General features: G+C 61.2%; 14 protein-coding genes. 4 read left to right on the plus strand and 10 right to left on the minus strand.

The features are described from left to right. Positions 1 to 151: 151 nt before the first annotated feature. The 3 genes from ACRX4W_RS00530 to ACRX4W_RS00540 form a co-directional block, all read right to left on the minus strand. Positions 152 to 748 (minus strand): hypothetical protein, encoded by a 597-nt coding sequence (locus ACRX4W_RS00530; RefSeq protein ID WP_432298885.1) that lies wholly within the window; start codon positions 746 to 748, stop codon positions 152 to 154. 6 nt (positions 749 to 754) lie between these two features. Next, a complete protein-coding gene (locus ACRX4W_RS00535) occupies positions 755 to 2,638 on the minus strand; it encodes a hypothetical protein (protein WP_432298886.1) in 1,884 nt (627 codons plus the stop codon). Positions 2,639 to 2,963: 325 nt separating this feature from the next. Continuing rightward, a complete protein-coding gene (locus tag ACRX4W_RS00540; RefSeq protein ID WP_432298887.1) occupies positions 2,964 to 3,623 on the minus strand; it encodes a 3'-5' exonuclease in 660 nt (219 codons plus the stop codon). A gap of 847 nt (positions 3,624 to 4,470) precedes the next feature. Between ACRX4W_RS00540 and ACRX4W_RS00545 the strand changes: the two genes are divergently transcribed. Then, complete coding sequence (locus tag ACRX4W_RS00545; RefSeq protein WP_432298888.1) at positions 4,471 to 5,469, plus strand: hypothetical protein; 999 nt, start codon at positions 4,471 to 4,473, stop codon at positions 5,467 to 5,469. Positions 5,470 to 5,875: 406 nt separating this feature from the next. Here ACRX4W_RS00545 and xdh read toward each other — a convergent pair whose 3' ends face one another. From xdh to ACRX4W_RS00570, 5 genes are all read right to left on the minus strand, one after another. Next, entirely contained in the window at positions 5,876 to 8,653 is a 2,778-nt protein-coding gene (gene xdh, locus ACRX4W_RS00550) for a selenium-dependent xanthine dehydrogenase (RefSeq protein WP_432298889.1), read from the minus strand. A 12-nt stretch (positions 8,654 to 8,665) separates the two neighbouring features. Continuing rightward, entirely contained in the window at positions 8,666 to 9,145 is a 480-nt protein-coding gene (locus tag ACRX4W_RS00555) for a 4Fe-4S binding protein (RefSeq protein ID WP_432298890.1), read from the minus strand. Between the two features lie 11 nt (positions 9,146 to 9,156). Beyond that, positions 9,157 to 12,156: a putative selenate reductase subunit YgfK gene (gene ygfK, locus ACRX4W_RS00560; RefSeq protein ID WP_432298891.1), complete on the minus strand. Its 3,000-nt coding sequence runs from the start codon at positions 12,154 to 12,156 to the stop codon at positions 9,157 to 9,159. Between the two features lie 148 nt (positions 12,157 to 12,304). After that, the gene (gene ssnA, locus ACRX4W_RS00565; protein WP_432298892.1) at positions 12,305 to 13,660 is read right to left on the minus strand and encodes a putative aminohydrolase SsnA; all 1,356 of its coding nucleotides are present in this window, start codon (positions 13,658 to 13,660) and stop codon (positions 12,305 to 12,307) included. A gap of 195 nt (positions 13,661 to 13,855) precedes the next feature. Further along, complete coding sequence (locus tag ACRX4W_RS00570; protein ID WP_432298893.1) at positions 13,856 to 15,250, minus strand: uracil-xanthine permease family protein; 1,395 nt, start codon at positions 15,248 to 15,250, stop codon at positions 13,856 to 13,858. A 350-nt stretch (positions 15,251 to 15,600) separates the two neighbouring features. Here ACRX4W_RS00570 and ACRX4W_RS00575 point away from each other — a divergent pair, with 350 nt between their 5' ends. Next, positions 15,601 to 16,257 (plus strand): helix-turn-helix transcriptional regulator, encoded by a 657-nt coding sequence (locus tag ACRX4W_RS00575; protein ID WP_432298894.1) that lies wholly within the window; start codon positions 15,601 to 15,603, stop codon positions 16,255 to 16,257. Between the two features lie 114 nt (positions 16,258 to 16,371). Here ACRX4W_RS00575 and ACRX4W_RS00580 read toward each other — a convergent pair whose 3' ends face one another. Continuing rightward, positions 16,372 to 16,749 carry a RidA family protein gene (locus ACRX4W_RS00580; RefSeq protein WP_035137477.1) on the minus strand — a complete coding sequence of 126 codons (378 nt, stop codon included), beginning with the start codon at positions 16,747 to 16,749 and terminating at the stop codon, positions 16,372 to 16,374. A gap of 288 nt (positions 16,750 to 17,037) precedes the next feature. Here ACRX4W_RS00580 and ACRX4W_RS00585 point away from each other — a divergent pair, with 288 nt between their 5' ends. Both ACRX4W_RS00585 and ACRX4W_RS00590 read left to right on the plus strand, forming a co-directional pair. Next, positions 17,038 to 19,533: a U32 family peptidase gene (locus ACRX4W_RS00585; RefSeq protein ID WP_432298895.1), complete on the plus strand. Its 2,496-nt coding sequence runs from the start codon at positions 17,038 to 17,040 to the stop codon at positions 19,531 to 19,533. Between the two features lie 15 nt (positions 19,534 to 19,548). Further along, positions 19,549 to 20,208 carry an RluA family pseudouridine synthase gene (locus ACRX4W_RS00590; RefSeq protein WP_226798422.1) on the plus strand — a complete coding sequence of 220 codons (660 nt, stop codon included), beginning with the start codon at positions 19,549 to 19,551 and terminating at the stop codon, positions 20,206 to 20,208. 406 nt (positions 20,209 to 20,614) lie between these two features. On the opposite strand, the gene ACRX4W_RS00595 is transcribed toward ACRX4W_RS00590, so the two are convergent. After that, a complete protein-coding gene (locus tag ACRX4W_RS00595; protein ID WP_432298896.1) occupies positions 20,615 to 21,361 on the minus strand; it encodes a DeoR/GlpR family DNA-binding transcription regulator in 747 nt (248 codons plus the stop codon).

Genomic DNA, 21,361 nt, shown 5'->3' on the forward strand with positions numbered 1-21,361 from the left:
CTTTCGGCCAACCAATAGTTTAACAAATCTGATAAGTGGTATCACCAATCACTGATTTATTGACCCAACCAGTAATTTTACATACCCAAACAAAATAAACCCCGGCGACTCATATCAGAGGCCATTCCCGGGGCATCAATATGCAGTGTACCTATTCATCACCCGATGCCGGCAAGCTGTTGAGCGGCTCACCCTCACCGGCGGTGCCAAGGCGCCTCTGCATCTTCTCGATCTGCTTAAGGGTCGAAGTCAAATACCCAAGACCCTTCTTCAGTTGCTTAAGCAACTTGCCATCCTTGCGATTTCCCTTTCCGTTCTCCTTCTCGACATCTTCTTCAATGCCAGCGATGCCGCGCTGCACGGCCTCGGCTGCTTTCCGCACCAAAATGGCCCCCTCATGCGGGCAGCGGTCAGTAGCCACATCAAGAAAAGCAAGGAGCCTCGAACATTCGACGAGCACGAACTGCGCGTAGTCCTCCCCCATCGATGCCGCCAAGGCAACGCCGCCGGAACCCAATAGACCAAGCGCGGCACCGCCGCCCGTAATCAAAGCAGTGCCACCGGCCATGCCCATGCCGCCGGCGGCCAAGGCCCCACCGCCAGCTGCAGCAAGGCTCGCATTGACAAGCGCAGCCCCGTGAAGGCCGGCAAATGAGCCTCCGAAGATACCGACAGCAATATCCGGAGCGAGTACCGCGGCCGCCCCTCCTGCGCCTACGGCCGCCGCCACGACAATGACGCCGCCCACCAAAAACTATGGCAATGTACCTGAAAGCTCGCGGAAGCGTGTCCCGCAACGTTTCTCGAGAGAACGTATGGCGTCCAAATCAACCGCGTCTTGTCTCCTGGGAAATTCGTGTTTAACCCAAGATCCACTCTCCTTCAAACCTTTGTATTCCTTTTTCTCTTCATCTCCCATCTGGGAATAGGGGCGAAACTCAACCAACTCCTGTGCAACAAGCAAGGCACGCACTTTACCGCCTCGCCGCCGCGAAACTGTCTCAAGGGCTCCGTACGCATCTTCCTCGCTCAAAAAGTAGCCGTCTGCATCAATGCCTAGGCCATCCGCGACCGAATCCTGCCACGCGCGGGCCCAGCTCCTCTTTTGCCCTTTGCGCACTTCGTTCTTCTCGTTCCCGCAGTCGTAGTTGATGGCGGCAAGCTTCAGCGAGAAGGCAATCCTCGTCGTTTCTCTATCTAGGCTATAAAAGTGAAATCCATCGAAGATATCCTGGCGGCGCCTGGCGCGCTCAGTCCAAGCCTCGGACATTTCCTCCGCCATATAGCCCCAGTCGGCATGGAGGGCAAACGCAAGGCGTCCAACTCCAACGTAGTTTATTCGCAAGAAGAGCTTCTGGGCGAACACGACCTTGTTCCCCTCGCATTCGATACCCGCCCTGGCCGCCGCCGTCGCTAGATTCACCAAAACGAACGAAGTGCTCGAAACCGTGACCATGCGAGTGAGAACCCTGCTGTTATAGGGCATGAAATGCGAAGCCTTGAGCTTTTGCAAGCCGGAAACCTTGCTCACTTCGCAACGTTCCAGCTCGGCCTTGAGCCTTGAAAGCATGTAGAGACAACGAACGATAACCTCGTTGGCCACGACTGCTGGCACCTGGCTTAAAGCTTGATCGAGCAGGCCGACTTCCGTCCGAAGGTCGAAGCGAATGGGCTTGCCGTCCTCGGTTTTGAACGCCGTTCCGTTAAACAGCTTTGAGATCCATTGCTGAATGCGAATATCCTCGCCCTTATAGGCAATCTGCATGTCTTGAAAAACAGGCAGGGAGGAGAGCTCCTTTAGCAGGGACAGTACGACGCCGGGAATGCCCGTCCCCTTACCGGGGTTTGAACTAGACCCCGCCATGTCGCTCACGAGATGCATCGCCCAGAACAGAGTGCCAAACGCGATCTTCTCTGGAACGTTCCTGCCTACAAGAGGGCAGTCGGGATCGAAGGCGGCGGCAGGCAGGTCAAAGGCGACAAACCGGCCGGCCGTATCGGTACCATAGCCTTTGCAGGTGAATTGCGAGAGGATCGAACACGCAAGGCCAACCAAGCTCGGGTGGTGCGAGAAATCCCGCAGATGATGTTGGAGCCCGCCGCCAAACTCGGCAGTCAGCTTGTCCGTGGCAAGAGGAAACTCTTTCTCTAGAAAGCGAATAGCGTCTTCTAGAGTTGCATCCGCCTTTGTCATACCCGCAGACTTGGCAATCGTAAGAACGAATTTGCCAACCTTCTCGTCGCTCCACTCTTTGGCACCCTCTAGGTTGAAGTCTTTCTGCCAAAGGATATTCAACGCACCCGTGAGGAGCCCGCTAACGGCTGCAAGTTCATAGTCGAGCTTCGTAGCCCTTTCAGCCCGAGGGTCAAAATCAAAGAGGACCTCCTCCCCATCGGGAGCGTCCTTAAAACCAACCAGCACGGCGCTACCGTTCAGCGGCACAGATGTAACTTTGGGCAGTTGAGGCATGGCGTAAACTATCTCGCCAGCACTAAAAACAAGTTCGTCTGCCATACCGGCTTCCTCCTGCAAACGCGTAAAATCAGATTGCTCTACGCCGCCAAATCCCTCTTCGTAGAAGTATTCGAAAATCTCGGTGATGCAGTTGCTCAGAACCTCGTCGGGATAGTTCGCCACTGGCAGCCTATACACCTCATTGTGCACGATGACGCACGCAGCGTCACGGGTCTCTGCCTATTCGTCCAGCGAATCATGTTAGCAAGCCGCTCTTCGATAATGGAAGCCATCTCGATGTCCACGCTCTTGACCTGCTTGGTCCCAGCGAGTGTCAGCGCGTCCTTGAGTAGGATCCCAAACGCAGTCTTCTGCTGCTGATCCTAGAATCCTTCGCGCAACCATTCCGTCCGCTTGTCGCCAAATGAGCCTCCTACCTCCCCTCCGCCTTCAGCTTCAGCAGCAGGTCACCCAGCTCGAGGCACTTGCTGGAAAGGCGCGTCTGGGCTCACTCGCCCATCTCCCACCGCTGGCGGACTTCCTGGGCGCGCGGACTCACGTGATAGTCCCCCTCCATCATCTGCTTGAGCAGCTTGGCGGTCACGCGCGCATCGGCTAAGGCGCTGTGGGCGTGGCCCGTCGACTCGTCGAACTCGATGCCAAACCACGTCGCCGCGTCACTCAAAGAGACGCACCCGTGGCTGCCAACGTCCATGATCGAGGTGTAAAACGCCTGTATGTCGGCCCAGTCCGTAGGAAATGCGGAAAGATCGATGTGCTTTGCCTGGCACTCGGTCAAAAGCTGTCGACGGTCCGTCCCACTCCAGCAAACCACCTGGGCGGAGTAGCGACCGACCCAATCGCTGAGCCTTTTGATCACCACGTAGAGCAGATCGGCCATCGCGGTGTCCACAGCCGATATCCCCGTAAGCTCGCGGACGGGAAACGCAACGCCTTCGGTAAATTCCGTCTGCACAAACTGCGAGAACTCGCCCATAACGTTGCCGTGGTAATCGAGCTTGACGGCGCCGACCTCGATAATCTCGTTGCGCAGTCCACGACGCTGGCGCTGCTTTGGCACCGGCGCAAACTCAAAGTCCAGCACGATCTGGCGCGCAAAGTTCGTCGTATCGATAGCCGAGATACCCGGCGTCTTTTCAGCTGACACGGTTGGGCCTTTCTCCGTTGCCTGCCGCTTACTACATAGGCGGCTACATTGCCGTAAGGATAGGCGCCCGCGCGGACATGAAATGACCGATCTGCTTGATTTCGTGAAGCTCCTGACCGCTCTGGTCTCGCTCCTCACAGCGCTCATCGGACTTTCCGAGGCACTCAAGCAGTGTTCAAAGCATAAAAAGAGGGGTCGACGCCGTTAAGGCATTGACCCCCTAATCTAAGCAACGGCGCTGCCCAGCTCTTCACCACTTGGGCTGCCGCCGACTTTATTCTACCCACGGACGCCAGGTCTAACAAATGGTTTTTCGGTAACGAAATCTCGGCGCCCGCTGCGGTGCCATTGGGGATTATGGGATGCGCTTTCCGCTCGAGGCCTCAACCGGAAACGGCATCCCGGTCTGAAGGTCAAATCCGGGGAGCAGCTTCCGCCTGAAGACCGATTCGGAAAGGGTATCCCGTTCTGGAGCCAAAAACTGGGTCGTAGTTTCCGCCAAGCATGCCATCCGGAAAGCGCGTCCCGTTCTGAGCCTGAATTCTGGGATGAACTTTCCACTGAAGCATCTACTGGAAAATGTATCCCGTTCCGAGGCTTAATTCTGGGATGCACTTTCCGCGGAGAGACTACCATTTTTCTAAAAAGTACACGTCCCGAAACTTACCCAGTCTTCATAACTCGCTACCGTTCACGGTCGCCGATTACCGCCCACCGATTCAGCTTCAAAAAATGACGCCAAAACCATGCCATCTACCTGCATGGTTAGATTTTGGTCAGCTTTTGGTCAGCTGAGCGGCAAGTTCCAGCTGATACGTTTTTGCTACCCAAAAGGAGGCGGTAGCTCATGACCCATTGCAATGACCAGCTCATCGACCAACTGCTCACTCAAGCCGAACAAGAGGGGCGCTGTCTGATTCCCCCGAGCACGGCGATCCGAAAAGCGCTCCTTCGGCGCACCGGCGGCACGGTTGTCTCGCCCATGCCGGGGTTGTTTGCGCGAAAAACGCGCTGGGATGAACTCAACCGAGCGCAACGCCATTGCGAGATTATCCGCGCCCTTGCGATCATCCATCCCGATTGGACGTTCTGCTCGTTTTCGGCAGCTTGCCTGCTGGGGCTCGAGGTCTCGTGGCGACACCTGAACGTCGTGCATGTTTGCAGCTCGACAAAGCCAGCGGATCGTCCGGGCGCACATATTCAGCGGCACCAGATTGAGCCGGCCGGAGCAATACGCAGAGCCGGCATATCGGTAACGCCGCCCATCCAAACGGCCACAGATTGCCTGCTGCAAACTGGTTTTGCCGACGGCATGCCCATTGCCGATTCGGCGATCTCAAAGCTCGGCCTTGCGCCGGAACAGCTGATGGAGGCCGTTGAGCAACGAGCGACTGCCCGCAATGGTCGCGCGATTCGCACCGCCCTCACAACGCTTCGATATGCCGACGCCCGCGCCGAGAGCGGCGGGGAATCGGTCGCCCGAGCCGTCATGATCGAGACGGGCTTTGCGCCCGACTGGCTTCAATACGAGCTGACGGACCCCTTCGATTCGGCCAAGCCCATACGAACGGACTTTGCCTGGGAGCGCCAGGCGCGGGAACTCACGCTGGGCGAGCTCGACGGGCTCATCAAATATACCGACCAGACCATGCTGGCCGGACGCACCACCGCCGAGGCGCTCGTTGCCGAACGACAGCGCGAGGCGCACTTGTCGCTCTACGGTCACCCTCTGCTGCGCTTTACCATGAACGAGGTCCGCTCGGCAGGAATGCTCGCGAAAAAGCTGCAGACGGCAGGCATCCGGCAGACCGCGCTGCCGACATGGCTCAACGAGGTAGACCTGTAGGCGCTGCTGAGCTTATGCCCGTCTGCTTGCCAAACCGGGACACACTTTCCGGTTGGCAGCACCCGCGGAAACCATGTCCCAGATTGAATGCTCAAAATGGGATGCGCTTTCCCGACGAAGCTCCTTGCGGAAAGCGTGTCCCAGAATGAAGGCTCGGAATGGGATGCAATTTCCGCCTGAAGGCGATTCGGAAAGCGCATCCCATTCTGAGCATCGATTCCGGGTCGCAGTTTCCGGTTGAGGGCCGTTCCGGAAAGTTCATCCCATTCCGAGGCTGGATTTCGGGACGCAGTTTCCGCTCTAAGCAAAAGGCCCCGGCTCACGATGGAGCTGGGGCCAAAGGCGCAGCTTATACAGTTGATGGCAAGCGCAGACGGCAGTCAGCAATGGTCGTCCGCGCTCTACTCTACCCGCGGTGACGGGCGCGGCTGTACGGCGTATCCACCATGGGCAGATCCGGACGCAGCTTCCCGTCAAACGCGCGGTAGGCGTTCTGCACGGCGGGCGCCGTGGGGATCGTTGCGATCTCGCCGATGCCCTTGCCGCCGTATGCCACAGGCAACAGCTCGTCCTTCTCCACGTAGATGGCGTGGATATCCGGAATCTCGGGCGCACGGAACAGCCCGAGCGTACCGTACCTTGCCTGGGGCACGCAGTCCTTGAGCGGCCAGTCCTCGGTAAGCGCATAGCCCATACCCATGAGCACGCCGCCTTCGATCTGACCCTGGATGGAGATGGGATTGACAACCTTGCCGGAATCGTGCGCGGCATAGACCTCGCTCACGCGGCCGTCATCATCCAAAATGACCACATGCGTGGCAAAGCCGTAGCAGATGTGGCTCTTGGGGTTGGGAACGTCGGCGCCCAGCTTGTCGGTCGGCTCCAGATACACGTAGCCAAACTCGCATCCCTCAAGCGCCTTGATGGCGGTCGCGGGATCCTGAGGATGCATACCCTGGCCGGCGACGAGCTCCTGCGTGCGCAGCTGATAGGCGCGACCGTCGTCGTACTCGATCTTGACGCCGTCGCCATGCGCGCTCACCGGGGCGGTAGGCGCAGGCTTGCCGGCCTCGATGCCAACCATGGCATCGCGCAGCAAGAAGGCGGCGCCGCGCACGGCCTCGCCGGTCACGACCGTCTGACGCGAGCCAGACGTGGTGCCGGAGTCGGGAGCGTTCTCGGTGGAGCACTCGCCATTGGCAATGCAGCTCAGCGGCAGACCGCAGGCCTCGGCAACGTCCTGCAAAAAGACGGTGTTGCAGCCCTGGCCGATGTCGGACGTGGCGGCGTAGACCACGGCGCAGCCATCCTCGACGCGAATCTTGCAGCGACCGGCATCGGGCAGACCCACGCCCACGCCGGCGTTCTTCATGGCGCAAGCGATGCCGGCGTGTCCGGGATGCGCGTAATAGGCATCCTTGACCTCGAGCAGCGTCTCCTTAAGCGCCGTGGAGCAATCGGCGATCTGGCCGTTGGGCAAAACCTCGCCCGGCTCGATGGCGTTGCGGTAGCGAATCTCCCACGGATCCAAACCGACCTTCTCGGCCAGCAGGTCGATGAGGCTCTCGAGCGCAAACTCGGACTGGCAAACGCCAAAGCCGCGGTACGCGCCGGCAGGCGGGTTGTTAGTGTAGTAGCCGAAGCCGCGGATGTCGGTGTTCTGGTACTTGTAGGGGCCGACGGCATGCGTGCAGGCGCGCTCGAGCACCGGGCCGCACAGCGACGCGTAGGCGCCGGTGTCAAAGTTGATCTCGCAGTCCAGGCCGGTAAAGATGCCCTCGGCGTCGCAGCCCAGCGTAAAGGTGCCGTCCATCGCATGACGCTTGGGATGGAAAGCGAGCGACTCGGCACGCGTGAGCTTGCACTTCACAGGACGCTGGAACTTATATGCGGCGAGCGCGGCCAGGTGCTGGACCGAAACGTCCTCCTTGCCGCCAAAGCCGCCACCCACGAGCATGGTCTCGACGACCACACGCTCGGGTTCGCTATCCCAGCCAAACATGTGGGCGCACTCTTTGCGCGTATCGTAGGCACCCTGGTCGGTCGACTGCACCTTGACGCCGTTCTTGTACGGGAAGGCGACGGCGCACTCGGGCTCCAAGAAGGCATGCTCGGTAAAGGGCGTGGTAAAGCGCTGCGTCACGGTAAACGCGCTCTCTGCCAGCGCCTTGGCGGCGTCACCGCGCGTCACATGGCGGCTCTGACACACGTTGTCCTTGAGCTCCACCGTGTTGCCAAAGGCAAAGAAGCTGTCGTGCAGGCGCGGGGCGTCGGCAGCCCTGGCCTCGACAATGTTACGCACGGGCTCCAGCGGCTCGTAATCGATCCTGACGAGCTTCTTGGCCTTCTCGAGCGTCGCCTCGTCCTCGGCAACCACCAGCACAATGGCATCACCCACGCAGCGGGTGATATCGCCCTGGGCGATCATGACGTCCCAGTCCTGGATAAGGTGGCCGACCTGGTTGACCGGCACGTCCTCGGCGCGCAGGATGCCCACCACACCGGGCAGGGCCTCGGCCTTGGAGGTATCGATGGAGAGCACGCGGGCGCGCGGATACTTGGAGCGCACGGCGCTGGCGTAGGTCAGACCCGGCTGATCGAGCTCGTCGATGTCGTCGGGGTACTTGCCCTCGCCGAGAACCTTCTTGCGCACGTCGATGCGGAAGGCGCGCTTGCCCACGCCGTAGTCATCGCCGCGCTCCAGATCCTCGTCGATCTGCTTTTCGCCGCGGAGTACCGCAGCGGCCAGCGAGATGCCCTCGATAATCTTTTTGTAGCCGGTGCAGCGGCAGACGTTGCCGCGGATGGCGTACTTGATCTGCTCCTCGGTGGGCTCGGGGTCCTCGGCGATCAGCGCCGCGCCTGCCATGACCATACCGGGGATGCAAAAACCGCACTGCACGGCGCCCACGGCGCCAAAGGCGTACACAAAGGCCTCGCGCACGTCCTCGGGCAGGCCCTCGACAGTCACGATGTTGCGGCCGGCGGCAAGGGCGGTGGTCAGCACGCAGGCCTTGACGGCCGCGCCGTCCACATGAATGGTGCAGGTGCCGCAAGCACCCTCGGAGCAGCCGTCCTTGGCGGAATGGATGTGCAGGTCGTCGCGCAGGTAGCGCAGCAGCGGTTTGTTTTGGGTCGTCGTGCGCTCGACGCCGTTAACGGTAAAAGTGAATTCCTGTGCCATGGTGATTCCCTTCTACACGCCGGCGGCGATGCCGGTGCGGTCGTGGATGGCGCCGTGCGGGCAGACGACAGCGCACATGCCACACGACAGGCAGTCCGCGCCGTCGATATGGGCGCAGTTGTTCTCGATGCGGATAGCGCCGGCAGGGCACTTTTTGACGCACATGCCGCAACCGATGCAGCTCGTGTCGCAGATCTTGCGCGCAATGGCGCCCTTGTCGGTGTTGTTGCAGCGCACCAGGATGTTCTGGTAGCCGGGAACGAAGGCAATCACGCGCTGCGGGCACGCCATGCCGCACAGGCCACAGCCCGTGCACCTGGAGCGGTCCACGCGGGCGATGCCATCGACCAGCGCAATGGCACCGTGGGGGCAGGCCGCGACACAGGCGCCACAGCCAATGCAGCCTTCGCTGCAGCGGGCGTCGCCGCCTGCGGAGGCGCAACCGCTTCCGCAGGCAACGTAGGCCACGTTATGTTGAATGGATTTGGCCATAAGAGACTCGCCTATTTCTTAAGGAGATACGGATAGCTGTCGCGCACGGCCTTGATGGTCAGGCGGACGGCCTCGGGCAGACCGGTGTTGACGGCATCGACCGAGACGGTGCGGACCGTGCCGGCGACGCGAACCTTAAAGTGGTCCTCGTCCACGGCCAGGAAGCCCTCGTTCTCGGAGTTCTCCATGTCCTGATCGCTCCAGAACAGGGTGAGCTTGTCCTTGTAGGGACGACCCTCCTGGTAGGGGCAGAACACGGCGCAGTTGCCGCACTCGTTGCACATGCCGTCGATGTGGACGACCTGATGCTTGGCCAGGCCCGGCACCTTAATTGCCACGTTGGCGCGGTTGGGGCACACATCGCAGCAGACCTCGCACACCGAGCCGCAGCCCAGGCAGCGGGTCTTGGTGCAGTTGCGCTTGTCGCGGCACAGCGATCCCTTGCGCTCGTAGCAGCTGTCCTCGCGGCCGGCCTGCTCGTTGCAGTCGGCGTACTTGTTAAAGTCCACGCCGGCGATGGCACGGGCGACCTCGGCGGCGTCGGCGATAGCCTCGACCACGGTGGCCGGACCGCGACGGCAGTCACCGGCAGCCCAAACGCCCTCGACGCCGGTGGAGGTGGCGGCAAGGCGGCCGCGACGGTCGTGCTCGACGCCCGCGGCGTCGTACAGGCTGGCATCGATGCCCTCGCCCACGGCGCAAATCACCGTGGTGGCAGGAAGCTCGACGGTCTCGCCCGTGGCGACGGGGCTGCGACGGCCGCTTGCATCCGGCTCGCCAAGCTCCATAACGTCGCAGGTCAGCACGGCGTCGTTGAGCGCCTTGGGCGCCAGCAGCTCACAGAACTCAACGCCGTCGGCAAGAGCAAGATCGAGCTCTTCCTCGTCGGCGGGCATCTGCTTCTTGGTGCGGCGATACACCAGGCGCACGTTCTTCACGCCAGTCAGGCGCTTGGCCACGCGGGCCGCGTCCATAGCGGTATTGCCGGCGCCAATAACCACGACATCCTCGCCCAGCTCGAGTTTCTCGCCCTTCTTGGCGGCCTCGAGGAACTCCAGCACGTCGAGCTCGGCACCCTCGCCCAGGCCCGCAGAGCCGGGCATCCAGGCACCGGTGGCCACGACCACGTCGGTAAAGCCCTGGGCCTTGAGCTCGTCAATGGACTCCACGTGAGCGTTGAGCTGAACCTTGGCGCCAAAGACCAGGCAGAGCTCGGCGTCGTGGGAGATATCGTCGCTCGCGATACGGAACTCGGGGATCACGTGACGGACCACGCCGCCGAGAGAGTCGCGGGCCTCGAAGATAGTGACGGGCACGCCGGCGCGCGTCAGGAAGAACGCCGTCGCCAGACCGGCCGGGCCGCCGCCGATAACGGCAACGTTGCGCTCGGCGTCGTTGGCAATGGCCTGGGCGCGCAGCTTGGGCAGCACGGCGGTCATGGCCTCGCGGGCGGCCTTGAGCTTGCTGGCGCGAATCTGGGCGCCCTCGGGCTCGTAGAATGCACGCTCGCAGGCACGGCCGCAGGGATGCGGGCAGATGGTACCGGTAATGAACGGCAGGGCGTTGCGCTCGATGATGATGTTGAGCGCGTCCTCATAGCGGCCCTCGTCAACAGCCGCCAGGTAGGCGGGAATATCCTGCTGGATGGGGCAGCTCGTGCGGCACGGCGTGGTAAAGCAGTCGGAAAGCGGGCTCTTGCCAGCGACCTTGCGGTCGGGCAGCGGGCGCAGCGGCTTCTTGTAGAGCGAGTTGGTGAGCGAGTCGGCCTGGATCGCGGTCACGGCCTCGAGCGAGACGCCCGCGAACGGCTTGCCGTCCAGGTCGGCAAACTCGCCGGCCATCTGGCTAAAGCGCTCGTAGCCACCGGGCTTGAGCACGTCAGTCGCCAGGGTGACGGGCCAAATGCCGGCGTCATACAGGGCACGGATGTTGTAGACCGTGGCGCCGCCGGAGTAGCTGATGCGCAGCTTGCCATCGAACTGCTCGGTAATGCGACGGGCGGCCTCGATGGTCAGCGAGAACAGCGAACGGCCGGACATGTACATCTCGGTGGAGGGCAGCTCGTTCCTCGTCACGTCGACGGGGAACGTGTTGGTCAGCTTGACGCCAAACTCCAGGCCGCGCTCGGCGCACAGGGCAATCAGGCGCTCGAACATGGGCACGGCGTCGGCCCACTGCAGGTCCTCGCGGAAGTGCGTATCGTCGAAGACGATGTAGTCAAAGCCCAGCTCGTTCAGACGCTGGCGGGCAAACTCATAGCCCAGCAGCGTGGGGTTGCACTTGATGTAGGTGTTGAGGCCCTTCTCGGTGATCAGATAGGTCGCGATGCGCTCGATCTCCGCCGGCGGGCAGCCATGCAACGTGGACTCAGTGATGGAGTTGGAGACGCGCGCCGGGATGGACTCGACAAACGCGGCATCGACATGCTCAAACTTGTCCAGGTTAGCGAGCGCCCACGTGCGGCACTCGTTCCAGACGTCGGAGCCGCTGGCGTCCTTCATGCCCTCGATGTAGGCGTCGACCTTGGGGTTCTTAATACCCTCGAGGTCATAACCCACGGACATGTTGAAGACAAAGCCGTCCGGGCTACCCAGACCGTACTCGCGAGCGATCAGGTGGCAGGCAAACCATGCCTTCACGTACTCGGCAAAGGCCTGCGGAACCTCGAGCTCGGTCGACCACTCGCAGTTGTAGCACTCGTCCTGCGCCACAATGCAGGGTTTGTTCACACACTTGGAGAGCTCCTCGCCGTCCATAACCTGGACGGTCTTGAGCTCAAAGAAGCGAGAGCCTGCCACGTAGGATGCCACGATGTTCTGGGCAAGCTGCGTATTGGGACCGGCGGCCGGGCCAAACGGGGTCTCGATGCGCTCGTCAAAAATGGGAAGCGCGCCCCCCTGGTTGGTCGTGACCATCTTGCGCACGCCAAAGATGGCGTCCTGGGTCTTGTGCTCCTCGATGATCCAGTTCATCAGCTGCGAAAACGGGATCGGCCTCATGATGTCGCTCATAGTGAGCTCCTCTCTGTAACGCCCGGCGAGACCGCGCGGCGGGCGCAAATACGGTGTAGCGCTAGCACAGCGCCGGCGACCCCGCGGAGGTCGCCTATACGCGCGTCGGATGCGGCGAAACATCCGACGCGCGCGAATCTACTTGTAATTAGTAGGCGCGATCGTTGAGCGTGCTCCAGAGCTTCTTGGACTCGGCCATGGTCCACGCGTTGATCTTGTCCTCATCAATGCCAACGAACTCGCGATCCTTGTACAGGACGCGGCCGTTGATGATGGTGGTGCGGCAGTTTTTGCCCATCATGCCAAAGAGCATGTGGCCGTCGATGTTCTCCTCGCTCAGCGGCGTAAAGGGCTTGTAGTCCATGACGATGACGTCGGCGGCAGCGCCGGCCTCGAGCACACCGAGCTTGCGATCGAAGTACTTGCTCGCCATCTTGGCGTTGTTCTCGAACAGCATGGTCATGGCCTCGCACCAGCCCACGTTGGGCATGGCGGCGTTGTGGCGCTGAATGATCAGGAAGACCTTGAGGCTCTCGAGCATATCGTGGGTGTAGGCGTCGGTGCCCATGCACACGGGGATGCCGCGGCGGAAGAACTCGAGCACGGGGGCGCAGCCCACGGCGTTGCCCATATTGGATTCGGGATTGTTGACCAGCCAGGTACCGGACTCCTTGACGATATCCATCTCGGCGGGCGTCACGTGGATGCAGTGGCCGAGCATGGTGTCGGGACCCAGCAGATTGTGCTGCAGCAGGCGCTCGACGGGGCTGATGCCGCCGCGGTTGAGGCGGGAGTCCCACACATCGTTCATGCCCTCGCACACGTGAATGTGGAAGCCGGTCAGGCCGTTGTTGGCCTCGGCCATCTTATCCATGGTCTCGTCCGAAAGCGTAAAGGTGGCATGTCCGCCAAACATGGCGGCGATCATGTGGTTGTCGTTATCGCGACGCTCCTTGGCGGCCCACTGGGCAAACTCGGCGTTCTCGGCAATGGCCTGGTCGCATTTTTCCTGACCGCGGCGATCGGAGACCTCGTAGCACAGGCACGAACGCATGCCCAGCTCCTGAGCTGCATCCTTAATGGTAAAGAGGCTGCCCGGGATCTCGCAGAAGCTCGCATGGTGATCGAAAATCGTGGTGACGCCATCGCGGATGGAGTCCAGAATCGTGGCATAGGCGCTGGCCTTGATGCCATCGAGCGTCAGGTTGTCGTCGATCTTCCACCACTGCTGCTCAAGATTCTCCAGGAAGTTGGTGGGGTTGCAGCCCTTAATGGCAAGGCCGCGGGCCAGACCCGAGTAGATGTGGGTGTGGCAGTTGATGAGTCCGGGCATGATGAGGTTGCCCCGGGCGTCGACGTACTCGGCATCCGGGTACTTGGACTTGAGCTCGCACTCGGGGCCCACTTCGACGATCGTATCTCCGTCAATGGCGACAGCACCGTTTGGAATGAACGGGGTCTGAGAATTGCGGGTAAAGACGGAACCGTTAGCGACCAGAAGCATGAATGCTCCCTTCAACATCAGAGGCGGGGTTTGACACCTCTGACATGGCGGAGTGCGAAGCGCCGGCCTACACCGGAAACGGGCCCTCTCCCGTCAACGCTTCACCAAAGGGACAAACCCTTTGAAGTGCGGCTTGGCGCCGCATGACGTCGGCGGACGAGGCGATGCGTCCGCCGACGAATAGCACCGAATTGGCTACTTCTTGCTCTCGGGCAAGACCAGATCCACGGCAGCGTCCTTGGCAGCATCGATGTGCTGAGCCACGACCGGCGTCTGCGGAAGGATCAGGTTAAGGACAATGGCCATGATGGCGGTGGGGGTTACGGCATTGGAGCCGATGACGGTGGACACCCAGGTGGGCATACCCTCGCCGGCAAGGCAGCCGCTGGCCATCCAGATACCCAGGCCAAAGACGACGGAGGTACCGACGATGGTGGTAGTGCGCTGCGTGAGGCCCTCGCGGGTGAACATGCGCACGCCGTTCATGGTGATGGTGCCAAAGACGCCGACGGTCGCGCCGCCGATGACGGGCTGCGGGATAGCGGAAAGGACGGCAGAGAGCTGCGGGAACAGGCCGGCGATGGCAAAGACGGCCGCGATGATCACAAAGACCCACTTGTTGACGACCTTGTTGGAGCAGATGATGCCCACGTTCTGGCCAAGGGCGCTGGTGGGAAGACCGCCCAGCAGGCCGCCGACCATAGAGGTGAGGCCCTGGGACACGATAGCGCCGGAGAGCTCGCGCTCGGTGGGCATACGGTCGATGGAGCCCAGGCAGGCGGCGGAGACGTCACCGATAACCTGGATGGCAACCATGGGGAACACGACGGCAAGGGTAATGCAGACCTCGGGATCAAACTCAAGCGCATAGGGCATGAGCTTGGGAAGGGCAAAGACCTGGGCGGTAGCGACGCTGGAGAAGTCGATCATGCCAAAGGGGATGGAGACAATCATGCCAACGATCATGCCAAAGAATACGGAACCCAGCTTGAGCGTGCCCTTGCCAAAGTTGGCGAGCGCGAAGACCACGGCGAAGGTGATAAGAGCGACGCACCAGGCCTGCGGGGTACCCCACAGCGGCGTGCCCATACCGCCGGCCATATACTTGACGGCCGTGGAATAGAGAGAGACGCCAATGGAGAAGATGACCGTACCGGTCACGACGGGCGGGAACAGCCACTTAATCTTGCTGTAGGCCAGGCCAAAGAGGACCGCGACGGCGCCGCCGACGATCTCGCCGCCCAGCAGAGCACCAAAGCTAAAGCCCGAGGCACCCATGGCCTGCAGGGCCGGCAGGAACGCGAACGAAACGCCCATGACGATGGGCAGGCCGCCGCCGATGCGACGGAAGGGAGCGAAGGCCTGAAGGGCCGTATCGATCGCCGAAAGAATGAGCGCAACCTGAATGATGTCGGTGCTCTGCTGGCTATTAAAGCCGTAGACGCCGGCCATGATGACAGCCGGGGTGATGATACCGGCAAACGAAGCCAGTACGTGCTGAAGGGCACACGGGATCATTTCCTTAACGGGAGGCATGCCTTCACGAGTGAACAGGGCTTCAGTGCCGTTCGTAACCGTCTCCTGGGTCATTTGACCACCAATCCTCGAAATAGTTGTTTCGCATCTAACGCTCTATTGTGACGCAGTGCGGGGTTGAGGTTGTGCCTTCGTTGCATATCGTATTAAAGATGATTCTCATTCTCAATAATAATTTTTTGTTATCAGACTATTCTTCAGCTGAGATAATGCATTTCCGCAGGTCAGGAAAGTGTCTGGTCAAAATAACATCTAACTTTTCTTTTGGTCAACCGTTTACCGCCAAATTCCTACCGTTCGTCTGTATTACGCAATGTACCTGCGGATATACGAGATGAAGAGCAGCGTGTTACCATGAGAAAAAATTGTTATGAACCTTCCGATTTCACCCAAAGGAGTTGCCCGTGAACGAGACCGTACGTCGCTTTTTGCCGATGGTCGATTTCCTGGAGCAGATACTCGGTAAGAACAGCGAGATCGTCCTGCACGATTTCTCGGATCCCGACCACGCCATCGTCGATATTCGCAACGGCATCGTGAGCGGCCGTAAAGTCGGCGGTCCCGCCACCGATCTGGCGCTCAAGATCATGCACGACCCCAAGTATCGCGACCTGCCGTTTATTACGGGCTACGAGGGGCGCGGTGCCGGTGGCAAGACGTTGGAGTCCGCGACGTTCTTTATCCGCGAAAATGACGAGATCGTCGGTATGCTCTGCGTCAACACCGACCTCTCGACCGTGCGCTCCATCAACGCCATGGCGCAGCAGCTCATGGCATGCTTCGACGCGGCGCCGACGCGCACGGAGCCCGCGTCTATCGAGGTCGAAAGCCTTTCGGAGTCCACACAGGAGCTCATCGACCGCAGCATTGCCGAGTTGCTGAGCGCGCGCGGGCTGGATGTAGCGTCGCTTGGCCAGAGCGACCGCGTGGACGTCATTCGCCACCTTAACGGCAACGGGGTGTTCATGCTCAAGGGCGCCGTGGCCTGCGCCGCCACCGCGCTGGGCATCTCGGAGCCCAGCGTCTACCGCTACCTGCAAAAAGTTCGCAAGGAAGGCTAACAAACAAAAAGACTGCCCTTGGTGGCTCCACATGCGATCCGTCACTTGACAAAAGACCCTGCAGCTCGCACCGCAGGGTCTTTTTGCATGCCATGTTTAGTTGTTGCCAACGCCCTAGAGAGCGGCGACGACCTCGATCTCGACCAGACCGCCGGCCGGAAGGGCGGCAACCTGGAAGGCGCTGCGCGCAGGGAACGGAGCCTCGAACTTGGAGGCATAAATCTCGTTCACGGCAGCGAAGTCGGCGATGTCGGCCAGGTAGACCGTGGTCTTGACGACATCGGCAAAGGTGGCGCCGGCAGCGGTCAGCAGGGCCTCGACGTTAGCAAGGGACTGCTTAGCCTGGGCTTCGACGCCCTCGGGCATCTTGCCGGTTGCGGGGTCGATGCCCAGCTGGCCGGACAGGAACACCATGTTGCCGGTCTGGATGCCGGGGGAATACGGGCCGATGGCTGCAGGTGCGTTATCGGAAGACACGACGGTCTTGCTCATGTTTTTCTCCTTACGATCAGTTGAGAGAGCGCGAGCGCGGCGTTCACACCGGGAGGCACAGTTCGGTCTGAACACCGCGCTTGATTGGGATAGTACTCAAGGTTTCCGCGCGATGCAAGATTATTATCACGTTGCGAGAATATTTTATCGCCCAACGGCGTCTGTCGGCCGCTAAACGGCACGACCGGCGACCTGCCTGAAGACTTTATCCTGCTTGGGCCACAGGGCTCGTCCGCCGCAACAGCACCACTATACTTTTGAGTATCTGAGCATTTTGAAAGGCAGGATATGACCGCAACCGCCAGTCGAACCACCAACCGCAGACCCGAGCTTTTAGCGCCCGCTGGAGGGCCCGAGCCCTTTGCCGCCGCACTCGCCGCCGGGGCAGACGCCATCTACTGCGGCATGGGCAGCTTCAACGCCCGCCGCAAGGCCACCAACTTTACCGACGAGGCCTTTGAGCAAGCCTGCCGCGCCGCGCATCTAGCCGGGTCGCGCGTCTACGTCACGGTCAACATCGTCATCAAGCAGTCCGAGATGGGCGATGCGTTGCAACTCATCCACCGCTGCTTCACGTTGGGCGCCGACGCCTTTATCATCCAGGACTGGGGCCTGTTCTTTGAGGTCAAGCGCACGATGCCCGGCATCGAGACGCACATCTCAACCCAAGCAAACATCCACGACGACCGCGGAACCCTTTGGTGCCGCGAGCAGGGCGCCGACCGCGTGACTCTCTCGCGCGAGCTTTCCATCGACGAAATTGCCACCATTCACGACGCCGCGCCCGATGTTGACCTTGAGGTCTTTAGCCACGGCGCCATCTGCTTTTGCTACTCGGGCCTGTGCCTGCTTTCGAGCTTTGCCATGGCGGGGCGATCGGCCAACCGCGGCATGTGCGCCCAGCCCTGCCGCCTGCCCTACGAGCTGATCGACGAGAACGGACGTACGCTCTCCCCTGCCGGACGCGAGCGCGCTCTATGCCCGCGCGACACCAACACTTCGCAGCTCGTTCGCCGTCTGTATGACGCCGGCGCCGCATCGCTCAAGCTCGAGGGCCGCATGAAGGCGCCCGATTACGTGTACTCCATCGTCGATGTGTATCGTCATCAAATCGATGACATGCTGGCCGGGGTCGCCGTTGATAAGCACGAGGACGCCGCTCGCCAGCGTCAACTCAAGCGCTGCTTTAACCGCGACTTTACGCACGCCTATCAGGACGGCACCTCGGGCGACGAGATGATGAGCTATGAGCGTTCCAACAACCGCGGCCAGATCGTGGGCACGGTGCTGGGCAGCCGCCCGGCCAACCGCGATGTGCGCGGCCTCAAGCCCGACGACCGCCGTCGCCGCGCCGCCATCGCCCGCATTGAGCTGTTTGAGCCCGTGGGCAAGGGCGACCTGCTGGAGCTTCGCCACGATAACGAGTTTGACCAGTTCCTAACCACTATTGCCGCCGATGATGCCGCCGCCGGTGACATCATCGAATGTCGCGTGCCCCGCAGCATGCCCGAGGGCTGCCGCGTCCGCGTGATTCGCAGTCAGCGTGCCATCGACGCCGCCGGCGCCGCGCTCAAGCGCGATGTGCTGCGCCGCCGAGCTGTTGATGTGTCCGTCGTGGCGCGCCTGGGCGAGCCGTTTACCGTCACACTCACCTGCTGCGACGACCCCGCGCTCACCGCCACCGCCACCGGCTTTACCGTCGAGGCAGCCAAGACTCGCGCCGTCGAGGCGGCCGATCTGGTGGAGCACGTCGGGCGCATGGGCTCCTCGCCCTTTGAGGCTGCGAGCTTTGATGTGGCGCTCGATGAGGGCTGCGGTATGGGCTTCTCCGCCGTGCACAAGGTGCGTGCCGCCGCCTGCAAGGCGCTCGAGGAGGCCATTCTGGCACCGTATGACGAGCGTGCCCGTACGCTCGAGCTGCCGACGATTGTCACCAGTGATTCCCGCCCCATGCCCGAGCACTACCGCGATGAGCCGCAGATCTGCGCCACCGTCACGTCGCTCGACGCCGCCGAGGCCGCTCGTGCCGAGTGCGCCACGCGCATCTACATGACCACCGACGCACTCGATGCGGCCGAGCTCTCCCCTGCCGATGCATTTGAGCAGGGTATCGTGCCCGTACTCGACGAGGTCTGCCGCGCCGCCGACCACGAGCGCGTCGATCCCTGGATCAATGCCGGAGCCACCGTCGCCGTCGGCAATATCTCCGAGCTTGCCCTGGCCGCCCAGGTTGGCGCCACGGCCGAGATTCGCTCTTGCCTGCCCGTGCACAACACGCCTTGCATGGAGGCACTTGCCAAGCGCGGAGCCGGTGCGTTTTGGCTCTCGCCCGAGATCACGCTCGACGAGATCGTCTCACTCGGCGCCGACGCGCCCGCGGCTCTGGGCATCACCGTCTTTGGCCGCCCGCGCGTCATGACAAGCGAGCACTGCATCCTGCAGGTGGCCAACGGCTGCATCCACGATTGCGCCAACTGCCGTCTGCGTGCCCGCAAGCTGTCGCTCAAGAATATCGACGGAAAGGTCATGCCCGTCCGCACCGACATCCACGGCCGCTCTCGCCTGTACGATGCCTACCCCATCGACCTCACGCCGCAGGTACCACAGTTGCTCGATGCCGGCGTGCGTCGTCTCATGGTGGACGGAACGTTGCTCGAGACGGATGAGGTGGGCCGTGCCGTCGCTCGCGTCCGTCGCGCCGTCGAAGCAGCGCAGGCCGGCCGCAAGCCCGCCGCCCGCCTACGCGGGGCGACCTCGGGCTGCATGTTTGTGGGAATCAGCTAACCGAAAGGCTTACACGTGAACGAAGAACCTCAAGTCCTCTACTGCGACGCCTGGCTCATGGCCATCGACAAGCCCGCCGGCATGATCGTCCACGGCGACGGCACCGGCGAGCGCACGCTCACCGACTACGCCAGCGACCTGCTGCTGGCGATGGGCGACGGCTTTGCCGCGACTGACATGCAGCCGCTCAACCGCCTGGACCGCGACACCACCGGCGTGGTGCTGTTCTCGCTCGACAAGCAGACGCAGCCCGCCTTTGACCAGATGGTCATCGACCACGCTTTCGAAAAGCACTACCTGGCGCTCGCCGAGGGCAAGATCGACTGGAACGAAAAGCTCATCGACAAGCCCATCGCCCGCGACCGTCACGACAGCCGCAAGATGCGCGTCGGCGCCAGCGGCAAGCCGTCTCAAACGCGCGTGAAGGTGCTCAAGCGTCTTAAGAGCCGTCGTGGCCTGCCCACGCGCTCGTATATCGATGTCGAGCTGCTCACCGGCCGCAAACATCAAATCCGAGTGCACCTGGCAAGCGAGCGCCATCCCCTGGTAGGCGACGAGCTCTACGGCACGCCGCGTCCCTGCGGCCTTATGCTCCACGCCCACAGCGTGTCCTTCACGCATCCCGTAACCGGCGAGCACATCCACATCGAAGCCCCCTGCCCCTGGGAGCCCTAAAACCTGCCAAAAAGGGACAGGTTTATTTTGGCAGGTTTTATCTGGGAAAACGTCAAAGCCACCACGATGGCTCAGCCGTGGCGCCAAAACGTCTCGATCTGTAACAGTTAGAACCCATTTTCCGGTCTATCAGTTACAGATCGAGACATTCGAATCCCCCTTAGGGGAAAATCTCAATCTGTAACAATAACTCGGCAAAATCGGTCCCAGCTGTTACAGATCGAGACAAAGGGACGGCGCGGTTCGGAAGTATCTCAATCTGTAACATCTAGCCCACTTTTAACGGTCCAGTTGTTACAGATTTAGACAAACCGGTAGACAACAAAAGCGGCAACGCCCGGGATGGACGTTGCCGCTTTTCTACTGAGAAAACTAAATGGCATTGGCCTTAGCCTGCCCCCGCTCGCTAGACCGTGATGACGTTGTCCATCGACTGGTACTTGGCGGGCACCTCGCCTGCGGTAATAATCGTTGCATCGCGGAAGTCCGCGAACTTGACGGGCGCCACCATGCCAAATTTACTGGCGTCCGAGATTACGAAGCGTTTGGCGGTATGACGCATCGAGATACGCTTGACCTGCGCTTCCTCGATATCGGGAGTCGTAAAACCCTGCTCGGCGGCAATGCCGTTGGAGCCCCAAAAGCCGCAGTTGAAGTTGTAGCGTTCTAGAGTTGCCAAGGCATCGGGGCCAACGAGCGCCTCGGTCTCGGGTTTGAGATCGCCGCCCAGCACCACGGTACGCATGCCGCGCAAAGCGAGATGCTGAGCATGGAGCACGGAATCAGTCACATAGGTAACCCCTTCGAGATGCGGAAGATGCTCGATGAGCTTGAGGGTCGTGGAACCCGAATCGATATACACGAAACTATCGGGCTCCACAAGCGCCGCCGCACGGGCGCAGATGCGCTCCTTGTCATCGTTATGGAGATCACTGCGCTCACTGATCGTTAAGTCGCGCGTCACGTGCGCGCGCTCAAGGCTTGTCGCGCCACCGTGCACCTTGGCGATGCGGTGCGCTCGGTCAAGCGTCTGCAGGTCGCGTCGAATGGTAGAAGCCGTCACACCCAGGGCATCGGCAAGCTCTGGCACCGTTACTGAACCAGCCTGCTGCACCATCGAGACGATCGCATTGAGCCTATCTTCCGCGAGCAT

The organism is Collinsella aerofaciens, assembly GCF_964283865.1.
In the GTDB taxonomy this organism is placed as follows: domain Bacteria; phylum Actinomycetota; class Coriobacteriia; order Coriobacteriales; family Coriobacteriaceae; genus Collinsella.